Raw genomic sequence first — 20333 nt, forward strand, 5'->3', positions numbered from 1 at the left:
CCTCCTCAGGCCCGCTGGATGGGGTTGCGGGCGATCTCCAGCACCGCCTCGGAGAAGGCGTTGCAGGCGGCGCGGCAGGCCGCCTGGCTGCCGGCGAGGAAGGCCGCCGAGTAGTTGGTTTCCGAGGGCGGCGGCACGTAGGTCACCAGTTGCACGTCGGCGGCCTTGAGCGCGGCGTCGATGCCGTAGGTGGCCTCCAGCGGCGGCGCCACCAGGTAGGCGATGGGGTCGCCCAGGGCGATGCCGGCGCCGGCCGACAGGTAGCTGCCGGTACGCGATACCACGTGGGCGAGGAAGGCCACGCTGTGGGCGTCGTCGGCCCAGCGGAAGCTCGGGCCGGCCTCGATCACCTCGTTCATGGCGTCGAGCCCGGCGCGCACCTCGGCGGGGTTGGGGCCGCCGAGCATGATCAGCACCTCGCCGGCGGTGGACGAAGGCCCGTTGGCCGCCCCGGCGTACAGCGAACGGCCGTACACCACTTCCACCTGGGCCTGCTTGGTGGCCTCGTCGGCGGCGATGTAGGCGACGTCGTCGGAGTCGACGCTGATCAGCCCGAGGCTGCGGATGTGCTCGCCCACCTTCAGCTCGCGGCGGAAGTCTTCCTGCAACGAGGCGATCAGGCGCATGGCCGTGACGCTCGGTTTGATCGGATCGAGAATGCTCATGTCGGGTTGCTCCTCAGCAATGGGCTCAGCGGTTCAGGGCGATGCCGGAGGCCTGCTTCTCCAGCATCCGCCGGGCCAGGTCGACGATCACCGCCGCCGCTTCCACCGGCGGCGTGCCGCCGCGGTGGATGTTCGAGATACAGGTGCGGTCGGCTTCCACGGTGCCGGCCAGGGTCGGCTTGTACACGGCGTAGCAGGACAGGCTCTCGGACTGGCCCAGGCCGGGGCGCTCGCCCACCAGCAGGATCACCACCTGGGCGCCGAGCAGTTCGCCGATCTGGTCCTCGACCTTGACCCGCCCGTAGCGCACGAAGAACGGCGTGCCGACGTCCAGCCCGGCGTTCTTCAGGCCCTCCAGCAGCGGCGGGAGGATTTCCTGGAAGTTCACCGTCACCGCGTCGGTGGACAGGCCGTCGGAGATCACCACCTGTACCTGCGGGTTCTTCTTGCACTCGGCGAGCAGGGTCGCCACCGCCTTTTCGCTGAGGCGGCGGCCCATGTCCGGGCGGGTCAGGTACTGGTCCTTGGTGTCGATTTCCGACTGCACTTCCAGCAGGCCCTGCTGGGCCACCCACTCGGCGGGCACCTCCTTGAGCACGGTGTCCTTGGAGCGCGAGTGGTCGGCGAGGAAGCGCAGCAACGCCTGGGTACGCGGGCGCACGCCGGCGCGGCCCAGGCACACCCGCGCGGCGGTGGCCTTGCGGAACTCCTCCAGCACCTCGGGGCGCTGCGGGGCCTGGACGCCGATCCACTGGCGGGCCTGTTCCGAGCCCAGGTCCCAGGCGCACAGGCCCTCTTCCACGGCGCTCGGCGCCGCTGCCGGAACGTCAGGCGCCGCCGGCGCGGGGCGGGCCTGGAGTTCATTCAATACCGAACGGACGATGTCCTCGATCTGCTGCTGATGCATGTCGCTTCCCTCAGAAGAAAATGGATGGATCGCCGGCGCGGGCGGTCAGCCGGCCGTCGCTCATCAGGCCCATGCGTTCGAGCCAGCGCTCGAACTCCGGCGCCGGGCGCAGGCCCAGCAGCTGGCGGATGGTGGCGGTGTCGTGGAAGGCGTTGGTCTGGTAATTGAGCATGATGTCGTCGCCCATCGGCATGCCGATGATGAAGTTGCAGCCGGCGGTGGCGAGCAGGATCATCAGGTTCTCGTTGGAGTTCTGGTCGGCGTCGGCGTGGTTGGTGTAGCAGCAGTCGCAGCCCATGGAGATGCCGCTGAGCTTGCCCATGAAGTGGTCTTCCAGGCCGGCACGGATGATCTGGCGGTCGTTGTACAGGTACTCCGGGCCGATGAAGCCGACCACGGTGTTGACCATGAAGGGGTCGAAGTGGCGGGCCAGGCCGTAGTTGCGCGCTTCCATGGTCAGCTGGTCGGCGCCGTAGTGGGCGCCGGCGGACAGCGCCGAGCCCTGGCCGGTCTCGAAGTACAGGCAGTTGGGCCCGGCGATGCGGTTGTACTCGGCGCCCACCGCGCGCGCCTCTTCGAGCATCTCCAGCTCCACGCCGAACTCGCGCAGGCCCTTCTCGCTGCCGCAGATGCTCTGGAAGATCAGCCCGCCCGGCGCGCCGCGGCGGATCGCCTCCATCTGCGTGGTGACGTGGGCCAGCACGCAGCCCTGGGTGGGGATGGCGAACTTGTCGATGGCCTCGTACACGGTGTGCAGCACGCGGGTGAGGTTCTCGACGTTGTCGGTCACCGGATTGACGCCGATCACCGCGTCGCCGATGCCGTAGGACAGGCCCTCGTACATCTGCGCGGCGATGCTCTGCACGTCGTCGCGGGTGTCGTTGGGCTGCAGGCGCGCGCTGAAGCGGCCGGGCAGGCCCATGGTGTTGTTGGCCTTCTTCACCACCGGCATGCGCTTGGCGGCGTAGATCAGGTCGGCGTTGGAGCAGATCTTCGCCACCGCCGCCACCACCTCGGAACTCAGGCCCTTGCGCAGGAAGGCGATGTCGTCGGCGCCGGTGTCGTCGGCGAGGATGTATTCGCGCAGCTCGCCGATGCGCCACTGGGCGATGCGCGCGTAGGCGCTCTCGTTGATGCCGTCCTGGATCAGCCGGGTGACGCTGTCCTCCTCGTAGGGGATCACCGGGTTCATGCGCACGTCGGCCACCGTCAGCTCCGACAGCACCTGCTTGGCCGCCACCCGCTCCTGGGCGGTGCCCGCCGCCACGCCGGCGAGCACGTCGCCCGAGCGCGGCTCGTTGGCCTTGGCCAGGACCTCCTTGACGTCCTTGAACTGATAGGTCTTGCCGAACAACTGGGTCTTGAGTTTCATCACACCACCTCAGGAAGGGAAAGCCAGTGACTTGACGGTGACCGGAAGGATCTCGCCGTCGAACAACGGGCTGCCGATATCGATGTAGTCGCCATCGCTGGTCGCCACCTCGTCGATTACCGCCAGGGCGCGGCCGGCCAGGCGCGGCTGCAGGAGCATGCCGAGGACCTTGCCGAGGTCCTGGGCGGCCACCACCAGCAACGGATGGGCTTGGGATTCATGGCGCTGGAAACCGGCGAGTTCTTCCACGCAGCGCTGGATGGCCCGGTAGGCCACCGGCAGGTCCGCCGGCAGGGCCAGGGCGTAGAGGTCTTCGTCGGCGCGCAGGTCCATGCGCAGCAGGTTCTGCCGCCAGCCGTCGGCGATGCCCGCGCCCTGGCCGGCGGCCCAGTCGGTCGCGCAGGGCACCACCGGCACGTTGCGCATCGGCAGCTGCATTTCGCGCAGCCAGATGGTGCTGCCGGACAGCGACAGGCTGTGGGCGCCGGCGCCAATCACCGTGGCGCGCACGGTCTGCTTCGGCTCGGCCAGCGGCAGGCGCTGGAAGCCGGGGTCCTCGTGCAGCGCCGCGGCCAGCAGCGGGCCGATGTCGCCGAAGCGGAACGGCGCCTGCTCCGCGCCGTGGTAGAAGCATTCGCCGACGCCGCCGGAGAGGGTCAGCGCCTGCAGCCGGCCCACCGCCGGCAGCGGCTCGGTCATCAACAGTTCCCGGGCCAGCGGCGAAAGCGCGCCGTCGATCACTTCGTAGAGCAGCGCCGCCATGCGCCGCGCCACCGTGCGCAGTTGCTCGCTGGACAGCGCCTGCGGCTCGCCACCGAACAGCTCGCGGCAGATCGCCCGCGCCGGCCCGTGCAGGCGCAGCAGCGCGCCGCGGCTGTCGGTTTCCACCAGGCGCCCGCCGACGTTCAGGCAGGCCGAACCGATCACCCGGCCGGCCTCGAACAACACGTAGTTGGCGGTGCCGCCGCCGATGTCGATGTTCAGCACCCGCCCGGCGCAGGCGGCGGACAGCTCCGCCGCGCCGGCGCCGCGCCCGGCGATCACCGATTCCAGGTGCGGCCCGGCGCTGGCGACCACGAAGTCGCCCAGCCGCTCGGCCAGGCGCAGCACCGCCGGGCGGGCGTTGCGCGCCTTGGAGGTCTCGCCGGTGATGATGATGGCGCCGGACTCCACCTGCGCGGGCTCCAGGCCCGCGGCGCGGTACTGTTCGAGGATGAAGGCGAGCAGCTCGTCCTCGCGCAGGTGGCCCTCGAAGTCGATCGGGGTGAAGGCCACCGGGCTGACGTAGGTGACCTCCCGCGCGGCGAACTCGTAGTGCGGCACCTGGGACAGCGAGGCACGGTTGACCAGCACCAGGCGCGAGAAGATCACCTGGGTGGTGGTGGTGCCGACGTCGATGCCGACGCTGCGCAGTTCGCGCCTGCTCATGGCCGCGCCCTACTCGGCCCGCTGCAGGTCGGCGTCGGGCAACGCCACCGGCTCGGGCTGGGCTTCGGACCTGGGCGCGATGAGCATGGCCACGGCCACCGCGGTGATGCCGCCGAACAGCTTGCCCACCAGCATCGGGAAGATCATCGCGGACATGTTCGCCGCGGTGAAGCCGAGGTGGTCGCCCAGGGCGAAGCCGGCGGACACGGCGAAGGCGCAGTTGATGATCTTGCCGCGCGCATCCATCTTGCCGAACATGCCGAACATCGGGATCACATTGGCCAGAGTCGCCACCATGCCGGCGGCGGCGTCCTTGTTCATGCCCAGCAGGCCGCCGACTTTCATCAGCGGGGTGCCGAACCAGCGCGTCAGCAGCAGCACCATGGGGTAGGCGCCGAGCAGCACGCAGGCGATCGAGCCGATCACCTCCATGGCGCGCATCACCGCGCCGGGCTCGTCGCCTTCGGCCATGAAGATCGGGTCCAGCCCCGGGATCAGCGTCCAGCCCACGGTGAACTCCACCACCGCGGCGGCCAGGCCGAGGGTGATCAGCCCCACCAGCAGTTTGGCGAACACCTCGAAGCCGGCGATGATCTTCTCCGGGCAGAACTTCAGGCCCAGGGCGATCAGCGCCGCGACCACCAGCACCGGGATCATGTTGATGAGGATCATCGCCAGCGAGAAGCTCACCGGCTCGCCGTTGACCTCGATGCCCGAGTACATCGCCACCAGCCCGCCGGCGATGCAGCCCAGGGGCACGGTGACGATCCCGGCCAGGGTGCCCAGGGCCAGGTAGCGGCGGTCGGCGGGGTCGATGATGCCCAGCGCCACCGGGATGATGAACACCAGGGTCGGGCCCATCATGGCGCCGAGGATCAGCCCCGAGTACAGCCAGGCGGCGGTGTCGCCGCCGGCCAGCTCCTTGGCCAGGGAAAAGGCGCCCATGTCGTTGGCCAGCAGGGTGCCGGCGAACATCGCCGGGCTCGCCCCGACGCTCTCGTACAGCGGGATCACCAGCGGCCCCAGCAGGTTGGCCAGCACCGGCGCCAGGGCGGTGATGCCGACCATGGCCAGACCCAGCGCGCCCATGGCCATGAAGCCTTCCTCGAACTGCCCGCCGGAGCCGCCGATGCCGCGCCCGAGCCAGCCCAGGCCGAGATGGCCGAGGACCTTTTCGGAGCCGCCGAACTGGCTGAATACCCGGTCCACCGCCCCGATCAGCAGGAAGACCATCATCACGTACAGGATGATTTCGTTGATGCTCATGACAACTGCTCCTGAACAGAATTGTTTCCTTGCTGGCAGGCGCCTCGGCGCTGCCAGGCGTCCTGGTAGATCGCGACGATCTGTTGCGCGCAGGCGCTGCGCGGGTTGCCGGCCAGGCAGATGTCCTGCAGGGCCGCCTCGGCCAGCGCGGCGAAGTCCTCGCGGCGCACGCCGTGGGCCTGCAGGTCGCGGCCGGCGGCGCCGACTTCGTCGATCAGGCGCTGCACCGCGGCGATGCTGCGCTCGGCATCCAGGCTTTCGCGGCTGAGGGCATGGCCGATGTCGGCGTAGGCGCGCTTGCACACCAGTTGGTTGAAGCGCATCACCGCCGGCAGCATCAGGGCGTTGGCCTGGCCGTGGGGGATGCCGTAGCGCGCGCCGAGGGGGTGCGCGGTGGCGTGGCACAGGCCCAGGCCGGAATTGGAAAAGGCCATGCCGGCCATGTACGAGGCGAGCATCATCGACTCGCGGGCGCCGACGTTGCCGCCCTGCCCCACCGCCAGCGGCAGGGCCTCGCCGATCAGCGCCACGGCGCGCAGGGCCAGGCCCTGGGTCAGCGGCGTGGCGCTCGGCGCGACGTAGGCTTCGATGGCGTGGGTCAGCGCGTCGATGCCGGTGGCGGCGGTCACCGCCGGCGGCACGCCGAGGGTCAGGCAGGCGTCGATGATCGCCAGGTCGGGAATCAGGTCGGTGTGCACCAGCACCTGCTTCAGGTGCCGCTGGCTGTCGGTGATCACCGCCACGTTGGTGGCCTCGGAGCCGGTGCCGGCGGTGGTCGGCACGGCGATCAGCGGCATGCGCCGGCGCAGCGCCGGGCCGTCGCCAAGCTCGCTCACCCGGCGCTCCGGGTTGGCCGCCAGCAGCGCGGTGGCCTTGGCCGCGTCGAGCACCGAGCCGCCGCCGAAGGCCAGCACGCCGTCGCAGTCGGCGGCCAGCAGTTGCCGGCCGGCGGCCTCCACCACTTCGCTGTGCGGCTCGCCGCCGGCGTAGACCAGGCATTCGCAGCCCAGCCCGGCGTCGTCCAGCGAGCGCAGCAGGCCCTGGTCCAGCGCCTGCTCGTGCAGGCGGCCGTCGACCATCACGAACAGCCGGCGGATGCCCAGCGCCGCGCAGGCCTCGCCGGCGCGCACGGTGGCGCCGGGGCCGATGTAGGTGCTGGGCGGCACGCGGAATTCGCGCACCGCGCGGGCATTGAGCATGTCCAGGGCGCGATAGATCACCCGGCCGACGTCCTGCTCGTGCATGTCAGCGTTCCTCCTCGGCTTGCAGGCCGCAGGCGGCGATGGCCAGCGGCGTGGTGAACAGCGGCGGCGCGGGCAGGATCACCCGCTGCGCGGGGAAGGCCGCGGCGAACAGCGGCTGTACGCCGGGCAGGGTGCAGGAGCCGCCGGACAGGTAGATGGCGTCCACGTCCTGGCCTTGCAGGTGCGTGTGGACGATGTCGGCCATCTTTTCGAACACCGGGCGCACCAGCGGCCACAGGATCTGGCCCTCCTCGCGCTTGCGCCGTTCGGCCATCTCCAGCGACACGCCGAGGTGGCCGGCCAGCACCAGGCTGACGTGATGCCCGCCGGTGGGTTCGTCGGCGGAATAGGTCACTTCGCCGTCGTGCACCACGGCGACGCCGGTGGTGCCGCCACCGATGTCCACCACCGCGGCGCGGTCCAGGCGCAGCATCCGCGCCACCGCCGAGGGCTCGTCGATCACGTGGGAAACCTCCAGGTCGACGGCCTCCAGCACGTGGGTGGAAATGCTCGGTTCGGTGCCCGGCGGGTACGAGGTCGCGGCGCGCTGGAAGCACACGCCCAGTTGCCGCTCCAGGCTTTCCACCTGGCTGCGCACCAGCTTCACCGCGCCGAAGAAGTCCCAGACCACGCCGTCGCGCACCACGTCGGCCCAGTCCAGGCGCACCGCCACCGGCAGCGCCTGGGCGTCGAGCACCACCGAGACCACGGCGCTGGTGCCCAGGTCGATGCCCAGGCTCAGCGGCCCGCGGTCGCCCGGTTGCGCGACGGGGTGCGCCAGGCAGTAGGCGGCGCGTTCCAGGCGCGGCAGCAGCCAGTTTTCGAGATCGCGTTGCATGGCCGCCTCAGACGATCCGCAGGTGGTCGACCATGACGCAGCGGCGCAGGCGCACGAAGGTGCGCGCCGAGGTCACGCCCTCGCCGGTCGGCGTGGTGATGGTCATGGTGGTCCAGCCCTCGCCGCCGAAGCCCAGGCCGGCCAGGCACGGCCCGTTCTTGACGAAGATGCTGGTGTCCATGGCGTTGGCCATGCGGTCCAGGTGGTCGAGGTTGCGCGAGTGCATGGCCGCCGTGTGGTGGCAGCCGCCCTCCAGCTTCACGACCAGGGCGATGGCCTGGTCGACGTTGGCCACGCGCACCATCGGCAGCACCGGCATCATCATTTCGGTGATGGCGAAGGGATGGTCGGCGGCGGTTTCCAGCAGCAGCAGGCGCGTCTGCTCCGGCACCTGCAGGCCGATGGCGGCGGCGATCTTCGCCGCGTCGCGGCCGACCCAGTCGCGCGAGACGCTGCCGCGCCCCTGCTCGTCGACCTTCGGCAAAAGCAAGGGCAGCAGTTGCTGGCCCTGGGCGGCGCTCAGCTCCACGGCCTGCTGCTTGAGCATCTCGGCCTTGAGGGCGTCGGCCACGCTGTCGACCACGATCAGCACCTTTTCGTCGGCGCAGATGATGTTGTTGTCGAACGAGGCGCCGAACACGATGTCGCGCGCGGCGCGGGCCAGGTCGGCGGTCTCGTCCACCACCACCGGCGGGTTGCCGGCGCCGGCGGCGATCAGGCGCTTGTCGGTGTGCTTGCGCGCGGCTTCCACCACCGCCTCGCCGCCGGTCACCACCAGCAGGCCGATGCCGGGATAGCGGAACAGCCGCTGGGCGGTCTCGATGTCCGGGCGCTGCACGGTGGTGATCAGGTTGGCCGGCGCGCCGGCCTCGACCATGGCCTCGTTGAGCAGGCTGACGGTACGCTGCGACACCCGCTTGGCCGCCGGGTGCGGGGCGAACACCACGCTGTTGCCGGCGGCGATCATGCTGATGGCGTTGTTGATGACAGTGGCCGCCGGGTTGGTCGAGGGCGTCACCGAGGCGATCACGCCCCAGGCCGCGTTCTCGATCAGCGTCAGCCCGCGGTCGCCGCTGAGCACCTGCGCCTGCAGGCATTCGCTGCCGGGGGTGTGGCGGGCCTGGGCGATGTTCTTGGCGGTCTTGTCGGCCACCCGGCCCATGCCGGTTTCCTCCACCGCCAGCTCCGCCAGCTCCTGGGCGTGGCGCTCGCCGGCGGCGCGGATGGCGGCGATGGCCCGGTCGCGCATGGCCACCGAGCGCAATGCCTTCTGCGCCTGCGCGGCGGCGGCCACGGCGGCGTCCAGTTCGACGAACACGCCGGGGGCGCAGGTCGCGCCCGGCGATGCGACAGCGGCCGTGGAGGTCGCCCCTATCGAGGCGAGCACCGCCTTGACCACCTGTTCGATTTCCTTCGGGTTGATGTCCACGTCGTGCCTCACAGAATTCAGGGATGAGCCGGGCCACTCCACCTGGCGCGGGCCGGTGGAGGACGCTTGTCGTGAATGACCGCCGGGGGCGGGCCTATTTGCGGTAGAGCAGGCTGCCGTCGAGCACCGCTTCGTCGACGATGCCGACCACGCACAGGTCGATCGGCGCACGCACCTCGGCCAGGGCCTGGCGCGCGGCGCTGCCGCCGGCCAGCATCACCCACTCGCCGTTGCCGGCGCCGAGGCTGTCGCTGGCCACGTGCCGTTCACCGTCGGGGCGGCCGGCGCGGTCGAGCATCTCGACCAGCAGCAGCCGGTCCAGGCCCACGCCCGGATGCTTCACGGTGCACACCACCTGCCCTACGACAATCGCCAGTTTCATCGCCTGTTACCTCGTCGGGCCGCGTCCCTCGCGGCATACGCATGGATCCTCGGTGGCGGCGCCCGGAACGCGCAGGGCGGGCTCGGGCACCGCTCGGACGGTCGCGGCGGGCCGCTCAATCCACCGGGCGATCCGCCGCCAGCTTGATCGGAAAGACCTCTTCCAGGTCCGAATGCGGACGCGGGATCACCTGCACCGAGACCACTTCGCCGACGCGCTGCGCGGCGGCCGCGCCGGCATCGGTGGCCGCCTTGCAGGCTGCTACATCGCCACGGACCATGGCGGTGACCAGGCCACCGCCGATCTGCTTGACGCCCACCAGCTTCACCCGGGCGGCCTTGACCATGGCGTCGGAGGCCTCGATCAGCGCCACCAGGCCCTTGGTTTCGATCATGCCTAATGCTTCCATCTCACTCTCCTCGAACAATCGATCGCCCTTCGCAGGGCCTCTTCGGAGTGGCTAGCCACTCGCGTTACCCCCGGACGGCGGGGGCCGCCGTCCGGCTCAGGCGACTCGCCCGACAGCCTCGGCGCCGCCGGCCATCTTGTTGGCCAGCAGCACCGTCTGGATCATTTCCTCGCTCGTGCAGCCGCGCGACAGGTCGTGCAGCGGCGCGTTCATGCCCTGCAGCATCGGGCCGATGGCGTTCATGCCGCCGAGCCGCTGGGCGATCTTGTAGCCGATGTTCCCGGCCTCCAGGCTGGGGAACACGAACACGTTGGCCGCCCCGCCCAGCGGGCTGCCGGGCACCTTCGCCACGGCCACCTCGGGGACGAAGGCGGCGTCGAACTGGATCTCGCCGTCGACGCACAGCTCCGGCCGGCGCTCGCGCACAAGCTCGCAGGCCTGGCGCACCGCCTCGGCGTCGGCGTGCCTGGCGCTGCCGTGGCTGGAGAACGAGAGCATCGCCACCCGCGCCGGCTCGCCGGTCACCTGCTCGAAGCTGGCCGCCGAGGCCAGGGCGATGTCCGCCAGTTGCTCCACCGTCGGCCGCGGCACCACGCCGCAATCGGCGAAGGCCAAGGGGGCGCCGCCGTCCGCTGGCAGCATGAAGAACACCGAGGACAGCGTGCGGTTGCCCGGCGCCAGGCCGACCACCCGCAGGCCGGCGCGCAGCACGTCGGCGGTGGCGCTGAGGTTGCCGGCGATGCACAGGTCGACCTGGCCGGCCGCCAGCAGCGCCGCGCCGAACCACAGCGGGTCGTGCAGTTGTTCCAGGGCCTGCTCGGGGCTGAGCTTGTCCTGGCGCCGGGCCAGGTCCTGGGCGAAGCCGTGCAGCCAGGGCGAGCGCGCGGGATCGATCAGCCCGAGGTCGCCCAGGCGGATGTGCCGCTCCAGGCAGTAGCCGCGCAGGGCGAAGGGGTTGCCCAGCAGCAGCGGCTCGGCCAGGCCCTCGGCCTTGAGGAACTGCGCCGCCTCGATGGCGCGGCGGTCCAGGGCGTCGGGGAAGACCACCCGCGGCGGGTTCTGCCGGGCGGCCCGGCGGCAGTCGTCGAACAGTTTCATGGGGCCTCTCCCTGCACGCGCCGGCTCAGTTCCGCGGCGCTCGGCCAGGGTTGCCCGCGCAGGTGCAGCAGGCTCAGCAGCATGGCCACGTAGAGCGCGCTGGACAGCCGGTTGAGGGCGTGCAGCAGGTCCGCGCGGCGCAGCTTGAAGCCGGCCTCCATGAACACCTGGGCGGCGCAGATTTCCACCTCGCGGACCTTGGCCCGCAGCAGGTTGAGCAGCGCCGGCGCGCGGCCGTGGCCGCACTCGGGCACCAGGTGGTCGTGGCCCAGGTATTTCAGCGGCGCGTGGGACAGGCGGTGCAGCACGGCCTGGTCGAGCCCGCCGACGGCGAACCCGGCCAGCTCCTCGTCCAGCACGTCGGCGCGCATCAGCTGGCCGAGCAGCGAACGGATGTCGGCCAGCCAGGCGGCCAGCTCGGCCGGCTCCGGCAGCTCCACCTGCAGCCACACCGCCAGGGCGATGGCCGCGTCCAGCTGGGCGCGGAACTGCAGGCGCGGGTCGTTCTTGGCCACCAGTTCGTGGGCGTTCAGATGGGTCATGCCGGCGGGCTTGTCGGCCGGCGCCGAGCCGCACAGCTGGCAGGTCGCGGCGACGCGCCAGGCGCTGCCGGTCAGCCCGTGCACCGCCTGCAGGCACGGCGCGCCGTCCGCGTCCGGCTCTTCGGTCGCCCGGTACAGGCGGCCCTGTTCGTCATGGAACTTCAGCGACAGGTGGCGCTCGTCGATCAGCGCGCGGGCGGCGGGAGTCAACCGCGCATCGGCGGGCAGCCGCAGCTCGGTGCCTTCGCTCAGGCCGTGGCGCTCGCGCAGCCAGCTTTCGGTGATGAAAGTGCTCATGGCCGCCTCACTGTTCCTGCCAGTTGGCCGGCCAGGCCACGTAGAGGAAGCGCACCCGGCTGGGGGTGCCGAACTCGATGGCGCTGCCCTTGGGAATGAACAGCAGGTCGCCGGGCTGGCCCACCAGGGTCTCGCCGTTCTGGCGGATGTGCAGCTCGCCCTCCAGCACCAGGTCCACTTCGTCGTAGTTCAGCGTCCAGGGGAAGAAGGCGTTTTCCCACTGCATGAAGCCGGCGCCCATGCTGCTGCCGTCCTCGGCGCCGACCACGTCGGTGATGCCGATCTGGTATTCGCCCGGCACGCCTTCCAGGCGGCCGAAGCGCACGCTGCCGCCCTTCACCAGCTTGATCCCGCCGGCGCCGGTGCGCGCCTCGAAGGCCGCCCGGGCCACGCAGGCGCCGCCCTGTTGCGCGGCCTTGCGCACCAGTTGGTCGACCAGTTGCGCGTCCACTTCGGCGGGCAGCCGCGCCAGCACCTCGGCGCGAATCCGCGCCAGCTCGTCCTCGCTCGGCCCGGCCGCGGCCGGTTCACTCGCGGCCGCCGCCGGCTCGCCGGCCACCCGCTCGACCAGCGCCAGGCCCGCCTGTTCGGCGACCGTGCGCGCCTCCGGGGTGACGATGCAGCGCGGCAGCTCCACGGCCAGGGAACTCTGCCCGGCGGCGATGGCTTCACGGATGTCATTGGCGGTAATCAGCTTCTTCATCTCAACAGGTCCTCGATCGGATTCCGTGCGTTCAACAGCGCGCGCAGGCGCTCGATGCTGGCGGGGTCGTCGCTGGCGGTGTGGACGATCGCGCCGTCGATGCCGTGGGCGCGCAGCAGGCGTTCGATGGCGGGCAGGTCGACGCCGGGCAGGTCGCACTTGCTGATCACCCCGATCAGCCGCTTGCCGGCATGGATGTCCAGCAGCCCGGGCGGCAGCCGGCACTCCGTCGAGTCGGCGGGGTGCACGTAGACCAGGGTGTCGACGTCGTCGGTGCTGGTGATCAGCGCGCGGTACAGGCGCGGGTGGCTGACGAACTCGCCGGGGGTGTCCAGCGCGCCGCCGGGGCCGTAGTCCAGCGCCTGGGTCTTGCGCGCCGCTTCGGGGTTGCCGCACAGGGCGTTGAACAGGGTGGTCTTGCCGGCTCCGACGCCACCGATCAGGGCATAACGCGGCGCGTCCATGGTCAGCTCCTGGTCACCGGGCAGACGCTGTAGTCCAGCAGCCGGCCGAGGGCGGCGCAGGTCTGCGCCAGCGCCTCCTCCACCGCGCCGACGCTGCCGTGCAGCACCAGCGCGCCGCTGAAGCGGTCGAGGAAGCCGATGCGCACGTCGGCGGCCTTGGTGGCGAAGTCGCCGGCGATCATCGCGGTCTCGCCCGGGGTGAGGGTCATGATGCCGATGGCCTGCGCCCCGGGAACGCCGATCTTGCTCGACAGCTCCTCCTGGGGATGCGCGATCAGGTGCGCCAGGGTCACCTGCTTGCCCGGGACGAATTCCTGGATGATGCGCTCTTTGGACACGTGCTCCCCTCCTCTACTGCTTAGGAAGCTAACAAGTGCCCGGACGGCGGCCCTATCAAAATCCGGCAAAGTTTTCCGCCGCCCCGAAAGACCAGAAAACTCCTACAAAAACCGGCTGGAACGCCCGCGTGGCGCCGCATTCGCGGTTGCCGGCCGGAGCTTTCCGGCCGCGGTTCGCAGCGTGCTGAGTGACTTTGTCGCAGCCGCCGGAAAGCGCCCGGGCGCAGGCGGGGCGCCGCCATGGACGTGACGGGCCGCAGAGGAAAGGGGCGTCTGACGGACAGGTTCCGCATCGGCCCGACTTGCCCGGCCGTCGCGTTGTTCGTAAGGTGCGCACGTTTTCGTTCGAGGTAACGGGAAGCAGGTGAAAGGCCTGCGCTGCCCCCGCAACGGTAACCGACCGCAGGCCTTGCGCCTGCCGCGCTCCAATCCGCCACTGTGCGCCACGCATGGGAAGGCCGGGAGCGTGCGAGTCGGCAGCCCGGAGACCGCCCTCGACACGCATGACAGGTGTTGCGGAGGGCCGCACCTTCAAGCGCGGCCACTCCCGCCCTTGCCAGCCCTCCTCGAAAGTCCACTTTTGAGGAACCCCAGCGATGAAACTTTCCCGTCTTGCCCTGGCCGTCGCCGTGCTGCCCGCGGCGGCCTTCGCCGGCGACGATGCCGAACAGGCCTACCAGTTGCCGTCGATGGTCATCACCTCGGCGCGCCAGGCCGAACCCCGCGGCCAGGCCACTGCGGCCAACACCGTCTTCACCCACGACGACATCGAGCGCCTGCAGGCGCGCAGCGTGCCCGAGCTGCTGCAGCGCGTACCCGGCGTGCAGCTGAGCAACGCCGGCGGCCTGACCAGCTACTTCCTGCGCGGCACCAACCCCGGCCAAACGCTGGTGCTGGTGGACGGCCAGCGCATCGCCTCGGCCAGCAGCGGCATCGCCCGCCTGGACTACCTGAGCATCGACAACATCGAGCGCGTGGAAGTGACCCGCGGCCCGCGTTCGGCGCTGTACGGCGCCGACGCCATCGGCGGGGTGATCCAGATCTTCACCCGCCGCGGCGAAGCCGGCCTGCACCCGCAAGTGCGCCTGGCCGCCGGCAGCAACGGCACCTTCCAGCGCAGCGCCTCGCTCGCCGGCGGCGACGAGCGCACCCGCTTCGACCTCGGCGCCAGCCTCGACGAGAGCCGCGGCTACGACTACACCCGCGACAACGTCGGCGCCGACAGCGACCACGACGGCCAGCGCAACAAGGCCGTGCACCTGAACCTGGACCACCGCCTGAACGACGACTGGAAGGCCGGCTTCAGCCTCAACGACCAGCGCGGCGACAGCGAATACGACGACGCCTACAGCTACGCCCCCGCCGAGCCCCACGACGAGTTCCGCGTCAGCAGCTACAGCGGCTACCTCGAAGGCCAGCTGACCTCGATGTGGAACAGCCGCGTGGAGCTGGGCCGCAGCTTCGACCGCAACAAGGCCGTCGGCGCCGCCGAGGTGTGGAACAACGGCACCCTGGAAACCACCCGGCATTCGGCCAGCTGGCTCAACCGCCTGCAGTTGGACGCGCGCAACCAGCTCGCCCTGGGCGCGGACTGGTACGAGGACAAGGTCGAGGGCAGCACCGCCTTCGCCGAGGACAGCCGCACCAACCACGCCTTCTTCGCCCAGCACAGCTTCAAGGGCGAGGCCTTCTCCACCGAGCTGGGCCTGCGCCACGACGACAACGAGCGCTACGGCTCGCAGAACAGCTGGAACGCCGCCGTCACCCTGCCGGTAGGTGACAACCAGAGCTGGATCGCCAGCTACGGCGAGGGCTTCCGCGCGCCGACCTTCAGCGACCTCTACTACCCCGGCGCCAGCAACCCGGACCTGAAGGCCGAGACCTCGAAGACCTACGAGCTGCAATGGCGCGGCGACTTCGCCGGCACGCACCTGGAGGCCGCGCTGTACCGTACCGAGGTGGACGACCTGATCGCCTGGGACAGCGCCAGCAACATGCCGCAGAACATCGCCAAGGCGCGCATCGACGGCTTCGAGGCCAGCCTGGCCCGTGAGGTCCTCGGCTGGCAGGCCAACCTCGGCCTGAGCATCATCGACCCGCGCGACCGCGACACCGGCCACACCCTGCCGCGCCGCGCCCGGCGCACCCTGAGCCTGGACCTGGACCGCCAGTTCGGCGCCTTCGGCGTCGGCGGCACCTGGCGCGCGCTGAGCAACAGCTACGCCGACGCGGCCAACCAGGACCGCCTGGGCGGCTACGGCGTGCTCGATCTGCGCGGCAGCTGGCAGTTCAGCGAAACCCTGCGCTGGGACCTGAAGCTGCAGAACCTGCTGGACCGCGACTACGCCCGCGCCAGCTACCAGCGCCCGACCGATCCCATGGGTTTCCCCAGCGAAACCCTGCACTACAAGGAAGCCGGCCGCACCGCGCTGCTGGCGTTGACCTGGACGCCGGAGTTGTAGCCATCGCGGGCAAGGCCCGCTACGAAGAGCACCTCGTCACGGCCCAGTAGGGGCAACTGTCTTGCTGACCGCGCCGAGACGCTCTTCGTAGGATGGGTTGAGCCTGCGAAACCCATGCTGCCGTGATGATGGGTATCGCTTCGCTCAACCCATCCTACGACGGCGTTTCTCCGCACTTCGAGCGGACCTTGTCCGCGATAGCCGGAACCACCCGCGCCATTCCAATGTAGGAGCGCGCCCTGCGCGCGAAATCGCGGGCAGGGCCCGCTCCTACAGGTTGCCGTGAGGCATGGCATTCTCACCCGTAGGAGCGGATTCATCCGCGATTCCGCCGGCAGGGCGGACGGCGCCCAGGCCAACCTCGGCGCCGCCGGGGATCGCCGTTAAGCGGCGGATAACGCGGAGCGTTATTCGCCCTACGCATTCGCCATGCTGCACGGCATGTCCCCGTTGGGACAACTTGCGCCGAGGCGCGCTTCGTAGGATGGGTTGAGCCTGCGAAACCCATGCTGCCGTGGTGATGGGTATCGCTTCGCTCAACCCATCCTACGACGGCGTTTCTCCGCACTTCGAGCGGACCTTGTCCGCGATAGCCAGAACCACCCGCGCCATTCCAATGTAGGAGCGCGCCCTGCGCGCGATTTCGCGGGCAGGGCCCGCTCCTACAGGTTGCCGTGAGGCATGGCATTCTCACCCGTAGGAGCGGATTCATCCGCGATTCCGCCGGCAGGGCGGACGGCGCCCAGGCCAACCTCGGCGCCGCCGGGGATCGCCATTAAGCGGCGGATAACGCAGAGCGTTATTCGCCCTACGCCAACACCCCGGCCAGGCGTCCCAGGGCTGCGCAATCCGCGGCGTGCCAGTCGCTCAGTTCCGGCCAGGGGTTTTCCGCCAGGTTGACCAGCGCCGTGTAGCTGCCCGCCGCGCGGCCGCATTCCAGGTCGAAGCGGTAGTCGCCGACCATCAGCATGTCTTTGGGCTGCACGCCCCAACGCTCGGCCAGGTGCAGCAGGCCGTCCGGGTTGGGCTTGGGCCGGGCTTCGCCGCGGCCGAGGATGTCGCCGCTGGCGAAGCAGTCGCCCAGGCCGATGGCCTGCAGGGTCACCAGCGCCAGCTCGTGGGCGTTGCGGGTGAGGATGCCGAGGCGGTAGCCGGCCTCGTGCAGCGCGCGCACCAGGTCCACCGCGCCGGGCGCGGCGGTGGAGGCCAACGCCAGCTCGCGTTCGTGCTCCAGCAGCCAGGCGTGCTTGGCCGCCGCCTCGGCCGCGGGCAGCGCCGCCAGGTGGGTGAGGATGTCGTCTTCCTGGGGAATGCCCAGGGCCCGCTTGATCGCCGGGAAGTCGTGCACCGCCAGGGTCAGGGTGCCGTCCATGTCGAACACCCAGTGGCGGATCAGGCCCGGTTTCATGCCCAGTCCTCGCGGCGGCGGATCAGGCCTTCCTGGGTCGACGAGGCCACCAACTGGCCGTCGCGGTTGAAGATGCTGCCGCGCACGAAGCCGCGGCCGTTGCCGGCCCAGGGGCTGTCGATGGCGTACAGCAGCCACTCGTCCGCGCGCAGGTCGCGGTGGAACCACACGGAGTGGTCGATGGTGGCCACCTGCATGTCCTTCTGCCACACCGAGCGGCCGTGGGGCAGCAGCGAGGTGGTGAGGAAACCGAAGTCCGAGGCGTAGGCGAGGATGTACTTGTGCAGCGCCGGCACGTCCGGCAGCTTGCCGTCGGCGCGCAGCCAGAGGTACTTGATCGGCTCGCCGACCTGCGGGTCGTAGGGGTCGTTCTGGGTGACCGGGCGGATCTCGATGGGCTTGGGGTACAGCAGCTTGTCGCGGATACGCTCGGGGAACTGGGCGATGCTGCGCTGCTTGAGCTCCAGGTCCGTCGGCAGGTTCTCCGGGCCGACCACATCGGGCATCGGGATCTGGTGCTGGAAGCCCTCCTCGTCGTACTGGAAGGAGGTGCTCAGGGCGAAGATCGGCTGGCCCTTCTGGATCGCCGTGACGCGGCGGGTGCTGAAGGTGCCGCCGTCGCGCACGCGGTCGACCTGGTAGACCACCGGCATGCTGGCGTCGCCCGGGCGCAGGAAGTAGCCGTGCATGGAGTGCACGTGGCGCGCCGGCTCCACCGTCTGGCTGGCCGCCGACAGCGCCTGGCCGAGCACCTGGCCGCCGTACAGCTGGCGGAAGCCGAGGTCCTGGCTGATGCCCCGGAACAGGTTCTCCTCGATGGGTTCCAGGCTCAGCAAAGCCACCAGGTTGTCCAGGATCTGGGTCATGACGTTTCCTCGGAATCGGTACTGCGAATGGGATGCGGGCGGCGCGGCTGGGGGTACGCGGGCGAACTGCTCAGGCGAGTGTCCCATACCGCGCGGCCGATGGTGAAATGATAGAGGCTGACCGGGCGGTCCGGGCCTTCGCCGAGCAATTCCCGCAGCGCCTCGTCGAAGTAGCAGCCGATGCCGGTGCCCGAGAGCCCGGCGGCCTCGGCCTCCAGGTAGAGCAGTTGGCCGATCTGCCCGGCCTCCCAGTACAGCCGCGGGTAGGTCCAGGGGCCTTCGGCCAGGGCGGCGTCCAGGTCGGCGAGCATGGCGAAGGCCACGCAGCCGTCGCTGGCGATGTCCTGGCCGCAGGAAAGGAAGGCCGAAAGCTGGCGGGCGTCGCCTTCCAGCAACAGGTACAGCGGTAGTTCGGCATCCGCCCGGCGCCACTGGAAGTCCCCGCGCAACCCGCCCGGCGCGCGGCCGCTGCGGCCCAGCCAGTAGAGCCCCGGCGCCAGGCCCTGGACGCGGTGGACGAACAGCAGCAGGTCGAGGCGCGGCGGCTCGCCCGAGCAGGCGAAGGGCACCGGCGAGTTTTCCGGCAGCAGGCGGCGCAGCCAGGCCAGCAGCAGTTCGGCGTGGATGCCGCTGCGGCCGTCCAGGCTCTGCGCGCTGCGCCGGCGGTGGAGGATCGGGCGCAATGGCAGGCCGGGGTTGTCCGCAGTCGCCTCGGCGCGCGGCAGGCGCCAATCGGCGGGAGCCAGCGCCGGCGCGCGGCACAGCGCGTGGACGCGCTCCAGCTCCGGCCAGTGCCGGTAACTGCGCGAGAGGCGATTCGGAGCGCCTTGCAGTTCCAACGCCGCCAGTCCCCGCAGTAGCGCCTCGGGCACACGGGGCTCGCCGTCCTGGGGCGGACCTATCCACAGCAGCGCATCCACCGCTTCGCGCTCGTGGAAACCTTCGCGGTCGAGGCCGAACGCGGCATCCAGACTGCGCTCGTCCACCGCGCGCAGCAGCCGCACTTCCCAACCCTGGATGGCCGCGGCGATGGCCAGGGCCGCCAGCGCGTGGCCGAAGTCGTGCTGGCAGTAGCGGTAGGCGCGCTCGCCGTACTTCCAGGCCTCGCGCCAGGGAATGCTGGCCAGCGCCAGCAGCAGGCCGGCGCCTGGCAGTTGCTGCGCCATGGCGGGCGGTAGCTCGGCGCGCACTTCCAGCAGGTGTTCGTCGGCAGTGTAGTGGGCCAGCACGGCGGACTTGTCCACAGCCCCGGCCGGCAGCAGCAGGTAGGCCTCGGTGGGGTGCAGGTTGCCGCTGGAGGGGTTGACGCGCAGCGCCCAGCGGCTGCCGCCGGCTTGCTTCCAGGCGGAGATCGCCAGGCTGTCGTAGAGCAGTTGCGAGACGCTTTCCAGGCCCAGCGGCGCGGGCTCGCCGAGGGGGCCGGCGAACACGCCGTCGTAGCCCGGCGATTCCTCCTGCGGGCGGTGCAGCAATTCGATCGGCCGCGCCCCGGCGTAGCGGCGGAAGGGCGCCGGCTGGGTCGCCCAGTCCAGTTGGCCGGGCCCAGGGGCGAAGCGCTCCGGGGCGTGGCAGCTCAGCGCGTGGTAGGCGCGCACATCGTCGGCGGCGCTCATGTCTGCGCCTCCAGCCATTGCTCGCGGCTGATGCGGAACAGCACGTGCGGGCGCAGCGCGTGGCCCTGGGGCAGGCGCGGGTGCTCGAAGTCGGCGGCCGCATCACGCCGCATGCCCAGGCGTTGCATCAGGCCCTGGGACGGCAGGTTGGCCGGCACGGTGAAGGCCACCACCTCGGTCAGGCGCAGGTGCGCGAAGGCGTACTCCAGCACCGCCCGCGCTGCCTCCAGCGCATAGCCCTGGCGCCAGAACGCCCGGCTCAGGCGCCAGCCGATCTCCACCGCCGGGGTGAAGGCGGCCTCGAAGCCCACGTGCTGCACGCCCAGCACGCCGAGGAAGGCGCCGTCGTCGCGGCGCTCGACTATCCACTGGCCGAAGCCGTGCTCGGCGAAGTGCGCGTGGATGCGCGCGGCCAGGGCGTCGCTGTCCTCGCGGCCCATGCAGGCGGGGAAGTGGCGCATCACCTCGGGGTCGGCGTTGAGGGCGGCGAAGGCCTCCAGGTCGCCGTCGCGCCAGGGGCGCAGCAGCAGGCGCGGAGTGCTCAGGCTGGGCAGGTGCATGGTTCGCCTCGGCAAGATTCGTCAGCTGCCTATTGTGCCCCA

The 20333-nt window shown here is 70.7% G+C and carries 20 protein-coding genes and 1 riboswitch; of the genes, 1 reads left to right on the forward strand and 19 read right to left on the reverse strand.

Annotated features, from left to right (window positions below):
• Positions 1-5: 5 nt before the first annotated feature.
• The 15 genes from eutL to eutS all read right to left on the reverse strand — a co-directional run bounded on the left by eutL (position 6) and on the right by eutS (position 13382).
• The gene (eutL, locus tag FG99_RS27270) at positions 6-665 is read right to left on the reverse strand and encodes an ethanolamine utilization microcompartment protein EutL (RefSeq protein WP_009615714.1); all 660 of its coding nucleotides are present in this window, start codon (positions 663-665) and stop codon (positions 6-8) included.
• Positions 666-690: 25 nt separating this feature from the next.
• A complete protein-coding gene (gene eutC, locus FG99_RS27275) occupies positions 691-1572 on the reverse strand; it encodes an ethanolamine ammonia-lyase subunit EutC (RefSeq protein WP_043273342.1) in 882 nt (293 codons plus the stop codon).
• Positions 1573-1582: 10 nt separating this feature from the next.
• The gene (locus tag FG99_RS27280) at positions 1583-2944 is read right to left on the reverse strand and encodes an ethanolamine ammonia-lyase subunit EutB (protein WP_043273343.1); all 1362 of its coding nucleotides are present in this window, start codon (positions 2942-2944) and stop codon (positions 1583-1585) included.
• A 9-nt stretch (positions 2945-2953) separates the two neighbouring features.
• Complete coding sequence (locus FG99_RS27285) at positions 2954-4372, reverse strand: ethanolamine ammonia-lyase reactivating factor EutA (RefSeq protein ID WP_043273344.1); 1419 nt, start codon at positions 4370-4372, stop codon at positions 2954-2956.
• Between the two features lie 9 nt (positions 4373-4381).
• Entirely contained in the window at positions 4382-5638 is a 1257-nt protein-coding gene (eutH, locus tag FG99_RS27290; RefSeq protein WP_043273346.1) for an ethanolamine utilization protein EutH, read from the reverse strand.
• A complete protein-coding gene (locus FG99_RS27295) occupies positions 5635-6882 on the reverse strand; it encodes an iron-containing alcohol dehydrogenase family protein (RefSeq protein ID WP_009615706.1) in 1248 nt (415 codons plus the stop codon). The genes eutH and FG99_RS27295 overlap by 4 nt, the downstream gene beginning before the upstream one ends.
• A gap of 1 nt (position 6883) precedes the next feature.
• On the reverse strand, positions 6884-7720 hold the full coding sequence (gene eutJ / locus FG99_RS27300; protein WP_043273348.1) for an ethanolamine utilization protein EutJ: 837 nt from the start codon (positions 7718-7720) through the stop codon (positions 6884-6886).
• 7 nt (positions 7721-7727) lie between these two features.
• A complete protein-coding gene (locus FG99_RS27305; RefSeq protein WP_218187154.1) occupies positions 7728-9149 on the reverse strand; it encodes an aldehyde dehydrogenase family protein in 1422 nt (473 codons plus the stop codon).
• A 94-nt stretch (positions 9150-9243) separates the two neighbouring features.
• Positions 9244-9531 carry an ethanolamine utilization microcompartment protein EutN gene (eutN, locus tag FG99_RS27310; RefSeq protein WP_009615703.1) on the reverse strand — a complete coding sequence of 96 codons (288 nt, stop codon included), beginning with the start codon at positions 9529-9531 and terminating at the stop codon, positions 9244-9246.
• Positions 9532-9646: 115 nt separating this feature from the next.
• Positions 9647-9940, reverse strand: coding sequence for an ethanolamine utilization microcompartment protein EutM (gene eutM, locus FG99_RS27315; RefSeq protein WP_009615702.1), 294 nt, complete (start codon positions 9938-9940; stop codon positions 9647-9649).
• A gap of 96 nt (positions 9941-10036) precedes the next feature.
• The gene (locus FG99_RS27320; protein WP_043273350.1) at positions 10037-11038 is read right to left on the reverse strand and encodes a phosphate acetyltransferase; all 1002 of its coding nucleotides are present in this window, start codon (positions 11036-11038) and stop codon (positions 10037-10039) included.
• The gene (eutT, locus tag FG99_RS27325; protein ID WP_043273351.1) at positions 11035-11877 is read right to left on the reverse strand and encodes an ethanolamine utilization cob(I)yrinic acid a,c-diamide adenosyltransferase EutT; all 843 of its coding nucleotides are present in this window, start codon (positions 11875-11877) and stop codon (positions 11035-11037) included. The genes FG99_RS27320 and eutT overlap by 4 nt, the downstream gene beginning before the upstream one ends.
• A gap of 7 nt (positions 11878-11884) precedes the next feature.
• Positions 11885-12580 carry an ethanolamine utilization acetate kinase EutQ gene (gene eutQ / locus FG99_RS27330; RefSeq protein WP_043273352.1) on the reverse strand — a complete coding sequence of 232 codons (696 nt, stop codon included), beginning with the start codon at positions 12578-12580 and terminating at the stop codon, positions 11885-11887.
• On the reverse strand, positions 12577-13044 hold the full coding sequence (locus FG99_RS27335; protein WP_009615695.1) for a EutP/PduV family microcompartment system protein: 468 nt from the start codon (positions 13042-13044) through the stop codon (positions 12577-12579). Before FG99_RS27335 ends, eutQ begins: the two co-directional genes overlap by 4 nt.
• A gap of 2 nt (positions 13045-13046) precedes the next feature.
• Positions 13047-13382 (reverse strand): ethanolamine utilization microcompartment protein EutS, encoded by a 336-nt coding sequence (gene eutS / locus FG99_RS27340; RefSeq protein ID WP_009615694.1) that lies wholly within the window; start codon positions 13380-13382, stop codon positions 13047-13049.
• A 310-nt stretch (positions 13383-13692) separates the two neighbouring features.
• Positions 13693-13894, forward strand: a riboswitch (cobalamin riboswitch).
• Between the two features lie 84 nt (positions 13895-13978).
• Here eutS and FG99_RS27345 point away from each other — a divergent pair.
• Complete coding sequence (locus FG99_RS27345) at positions 13979-15844, forward strand: TonB-dependent receptor domain-containing protein (RefSeq protein ID WP_043273353.1); 1866 nt, start codon at positions 13979-13981, stop codon at positions 15842-15844.
• Positions 15845-16652: 808 nt separating this feature from the next.
• Here the strand turns inward: FG99_RS27345 and FG99_RS27350 are convergent.
• The 4 genes from FG99_RS27350 to FG99_RS27365 are packed head-to-tail and all read right to left on the reverse strand — an operon-like array spanning position 16653 to position 20291.
• On the reverse strand, positions 16653-17252 hold the full coding sequence (locus FG99_RS27350; RefSeq protein ID WP_043273354.1) for an HAD family hydrolase: 600 nt from the start codon (positions 17250-17252) through the stop codon (positions 16653-16655).
• On the reverse strand, positions 17249-18118 hold the full coding sequence (tesB, locus tag FG99_RS27355; protein ID WP_009615691.1) for an acyl-CoA thioesterase II: 870 nt from the start codon (positions 18116-18118) through the stop codon (positions 17249-17251). Before tesB ends, FG99_RS27350 begins: the two co-directional genes overlap by 4 nt.
• On the reverse strand, positions 18115-19731 hold the full coding sequence (locus FG99_RS27360; RefSeq protein WP_043273355.1) for a nitroreductase family protein: 1617 nt from the start codon (positions 19729-19731) through the stop codon (positions 18115-18117). Before FG99_RS27360 ends, tesB begins: the two co-directional genes overlap by 4 nt.
• Positions 19728-20291, reverse strand: coding sequence for a GNAT family N-acetyltransferase (locus FG99_RS27365; RefSeq protein WP_043273356.1), 564 nt, complete (start codon positions 20289-20291; stop codon positions 19728-19730). The genes FG99_RS27360 and FG99_RS27365 overlap by 4 nt, the downstream gene beginning before the upstream one ends.
• Between the last annotated feature and the right edge of the window lie 42 nt (positions 20292-20333).

This window comes from Pseudomonas sp. AAC (assembly GCF_000725445.1).
Lineage (GTDB): Bacteria > Pseudomonadota > Gammaproteobacteria > Pseudomonadales > Pseudomonadaceae > Pseudomonas > Pseudomonas citronellolis.

Excerpts from the sequence above, each read along its gene's own strand:
- eutM (WP_009615702.1), bottom strand. The coding sequence starts at position 9,940 with ATGGAAGCATTAGGCATGATCGAAACCAAGGGCCTGGTGGCGCTGATC.
- eutC (WP_043273342.1), bottom strand. The coding sequence starts at position 1,572 with ATGCATCAGCAGCAGATCGAGGACATCGTCCGTTCGGTATTGAATGAA.
- FG99_RS27295 (WP_009615706.1), bottom strand. The coding sequence starts at position 6,882 with ATGCACGAGCAGGACGTCGGCCGGGTGATCTATCGCGCCCTGGACATG.
- FG99_RS27285 (WP_043273344.1), bottom strand. The coding sequence starts at position 4,372 with ATGAGCAGGCGCGAACTGCGCAGCGTCGGCATCGACGTCGGCACCACC.
- eutH (WP_043273346.1), bottom strand. The coding sequence starts at position 5,638 with ATGAGCATCAACGAAATCATCCTGTACGTGATGATGGTCTTCCTGCTG.
- eutN (WP_009615703.1), bottom strand. The coding sequence starts at position 9,531 with ATGAAACTGGCGATTGTCGTAGGGCAGGTGGTGTGCACCGTGAAGCAT.
- FG99_RS27335 (WP_009615695.1), bottom strand. The coding sequence starts at position 13,044 with ATGGACGCGCCGCGTTATGCCCTGATCGGTGGCGTCGGAGCCGGCAAG.
- eutL (WP_009615714.1), bottom strand. The coding sequence starts at position 665 with ATGAGCATTCTCGATCCGATCAAACCGAGCGTCACGGCCATGCGCCTG.
- eutQ (WP_043273352.1), bottom strand. The coding sequence starts at position 12,580 with ATGAAGAAGCTGATTACCGCCAATGACATCCGTGAAGCCATCGCCGCC.
- FG99_RS27365 (WP_043273356.1), bottom strand. The coding sequence starts at position 20,291 with ATGCACCTGCCCAGCCTGAGCACTCCGCGCCTGCTGCTGCGCCCCTGG.
- FG99_RS27320 (WP_043273350.1), bottom strand. The coding sequence starts at position 11,038 with ATGAAACTGTTCGACGACTGCCGCCGGGCCGCCCGGCAGAACCCGCCG.
- FG99_RS27280 (WP_043273343.1), bottom strand. The coding sequence starts at position 2,944 with ATGAAACTCAAGACCCAGTTGTTCGGCAAGACCTATCAGTTCAAGGAC.
- FG99_RS27350 (WP_043273354.1), bottom strand. The coding sequence starts at position 17,252 with ATGAAACCGGGCCTGATCCGCCACTGGGTGTTCGACATGGACGGCACC.
- FG99_RS27345 (WP_043273353.1), top strand. The coding sequence starts at position 13,979 with ATGAAACTTTCCCGTCTTGCCCTGGCCGTCGCCGTGCTGCCCGCGGCG.
- eutT (WP_043273351.1), bottom strand. The coding sequence starts at position 11,877 with ATGAGCACTTTCATCACCGAAAGCTGGCTGCGCGAGCGCCACGGCCTG.
- eutJ (WP_043273348.1), bottom strand. The coding sequence starts at position 7,720 with ATGCAACGCGATCTCGAAAACTGGCTGCTGCCGCGCCTGGAACGCGCC.
- tesB (WP_009615691.1), bottom strand. The coding sequence starts at position 18,118 with ATGACCCAGATCCTGGACAACCTGGTGGCTTTGCTGAGCCTGGAACCC.
- FG99_RS27360 (WP_043273355.1), bottom strand. The coding sequence starts at position 19,731 with ATGAGCGCCGCCGACGATGTGCGCGCCTACCACGCGCTGAGCTGCCAC.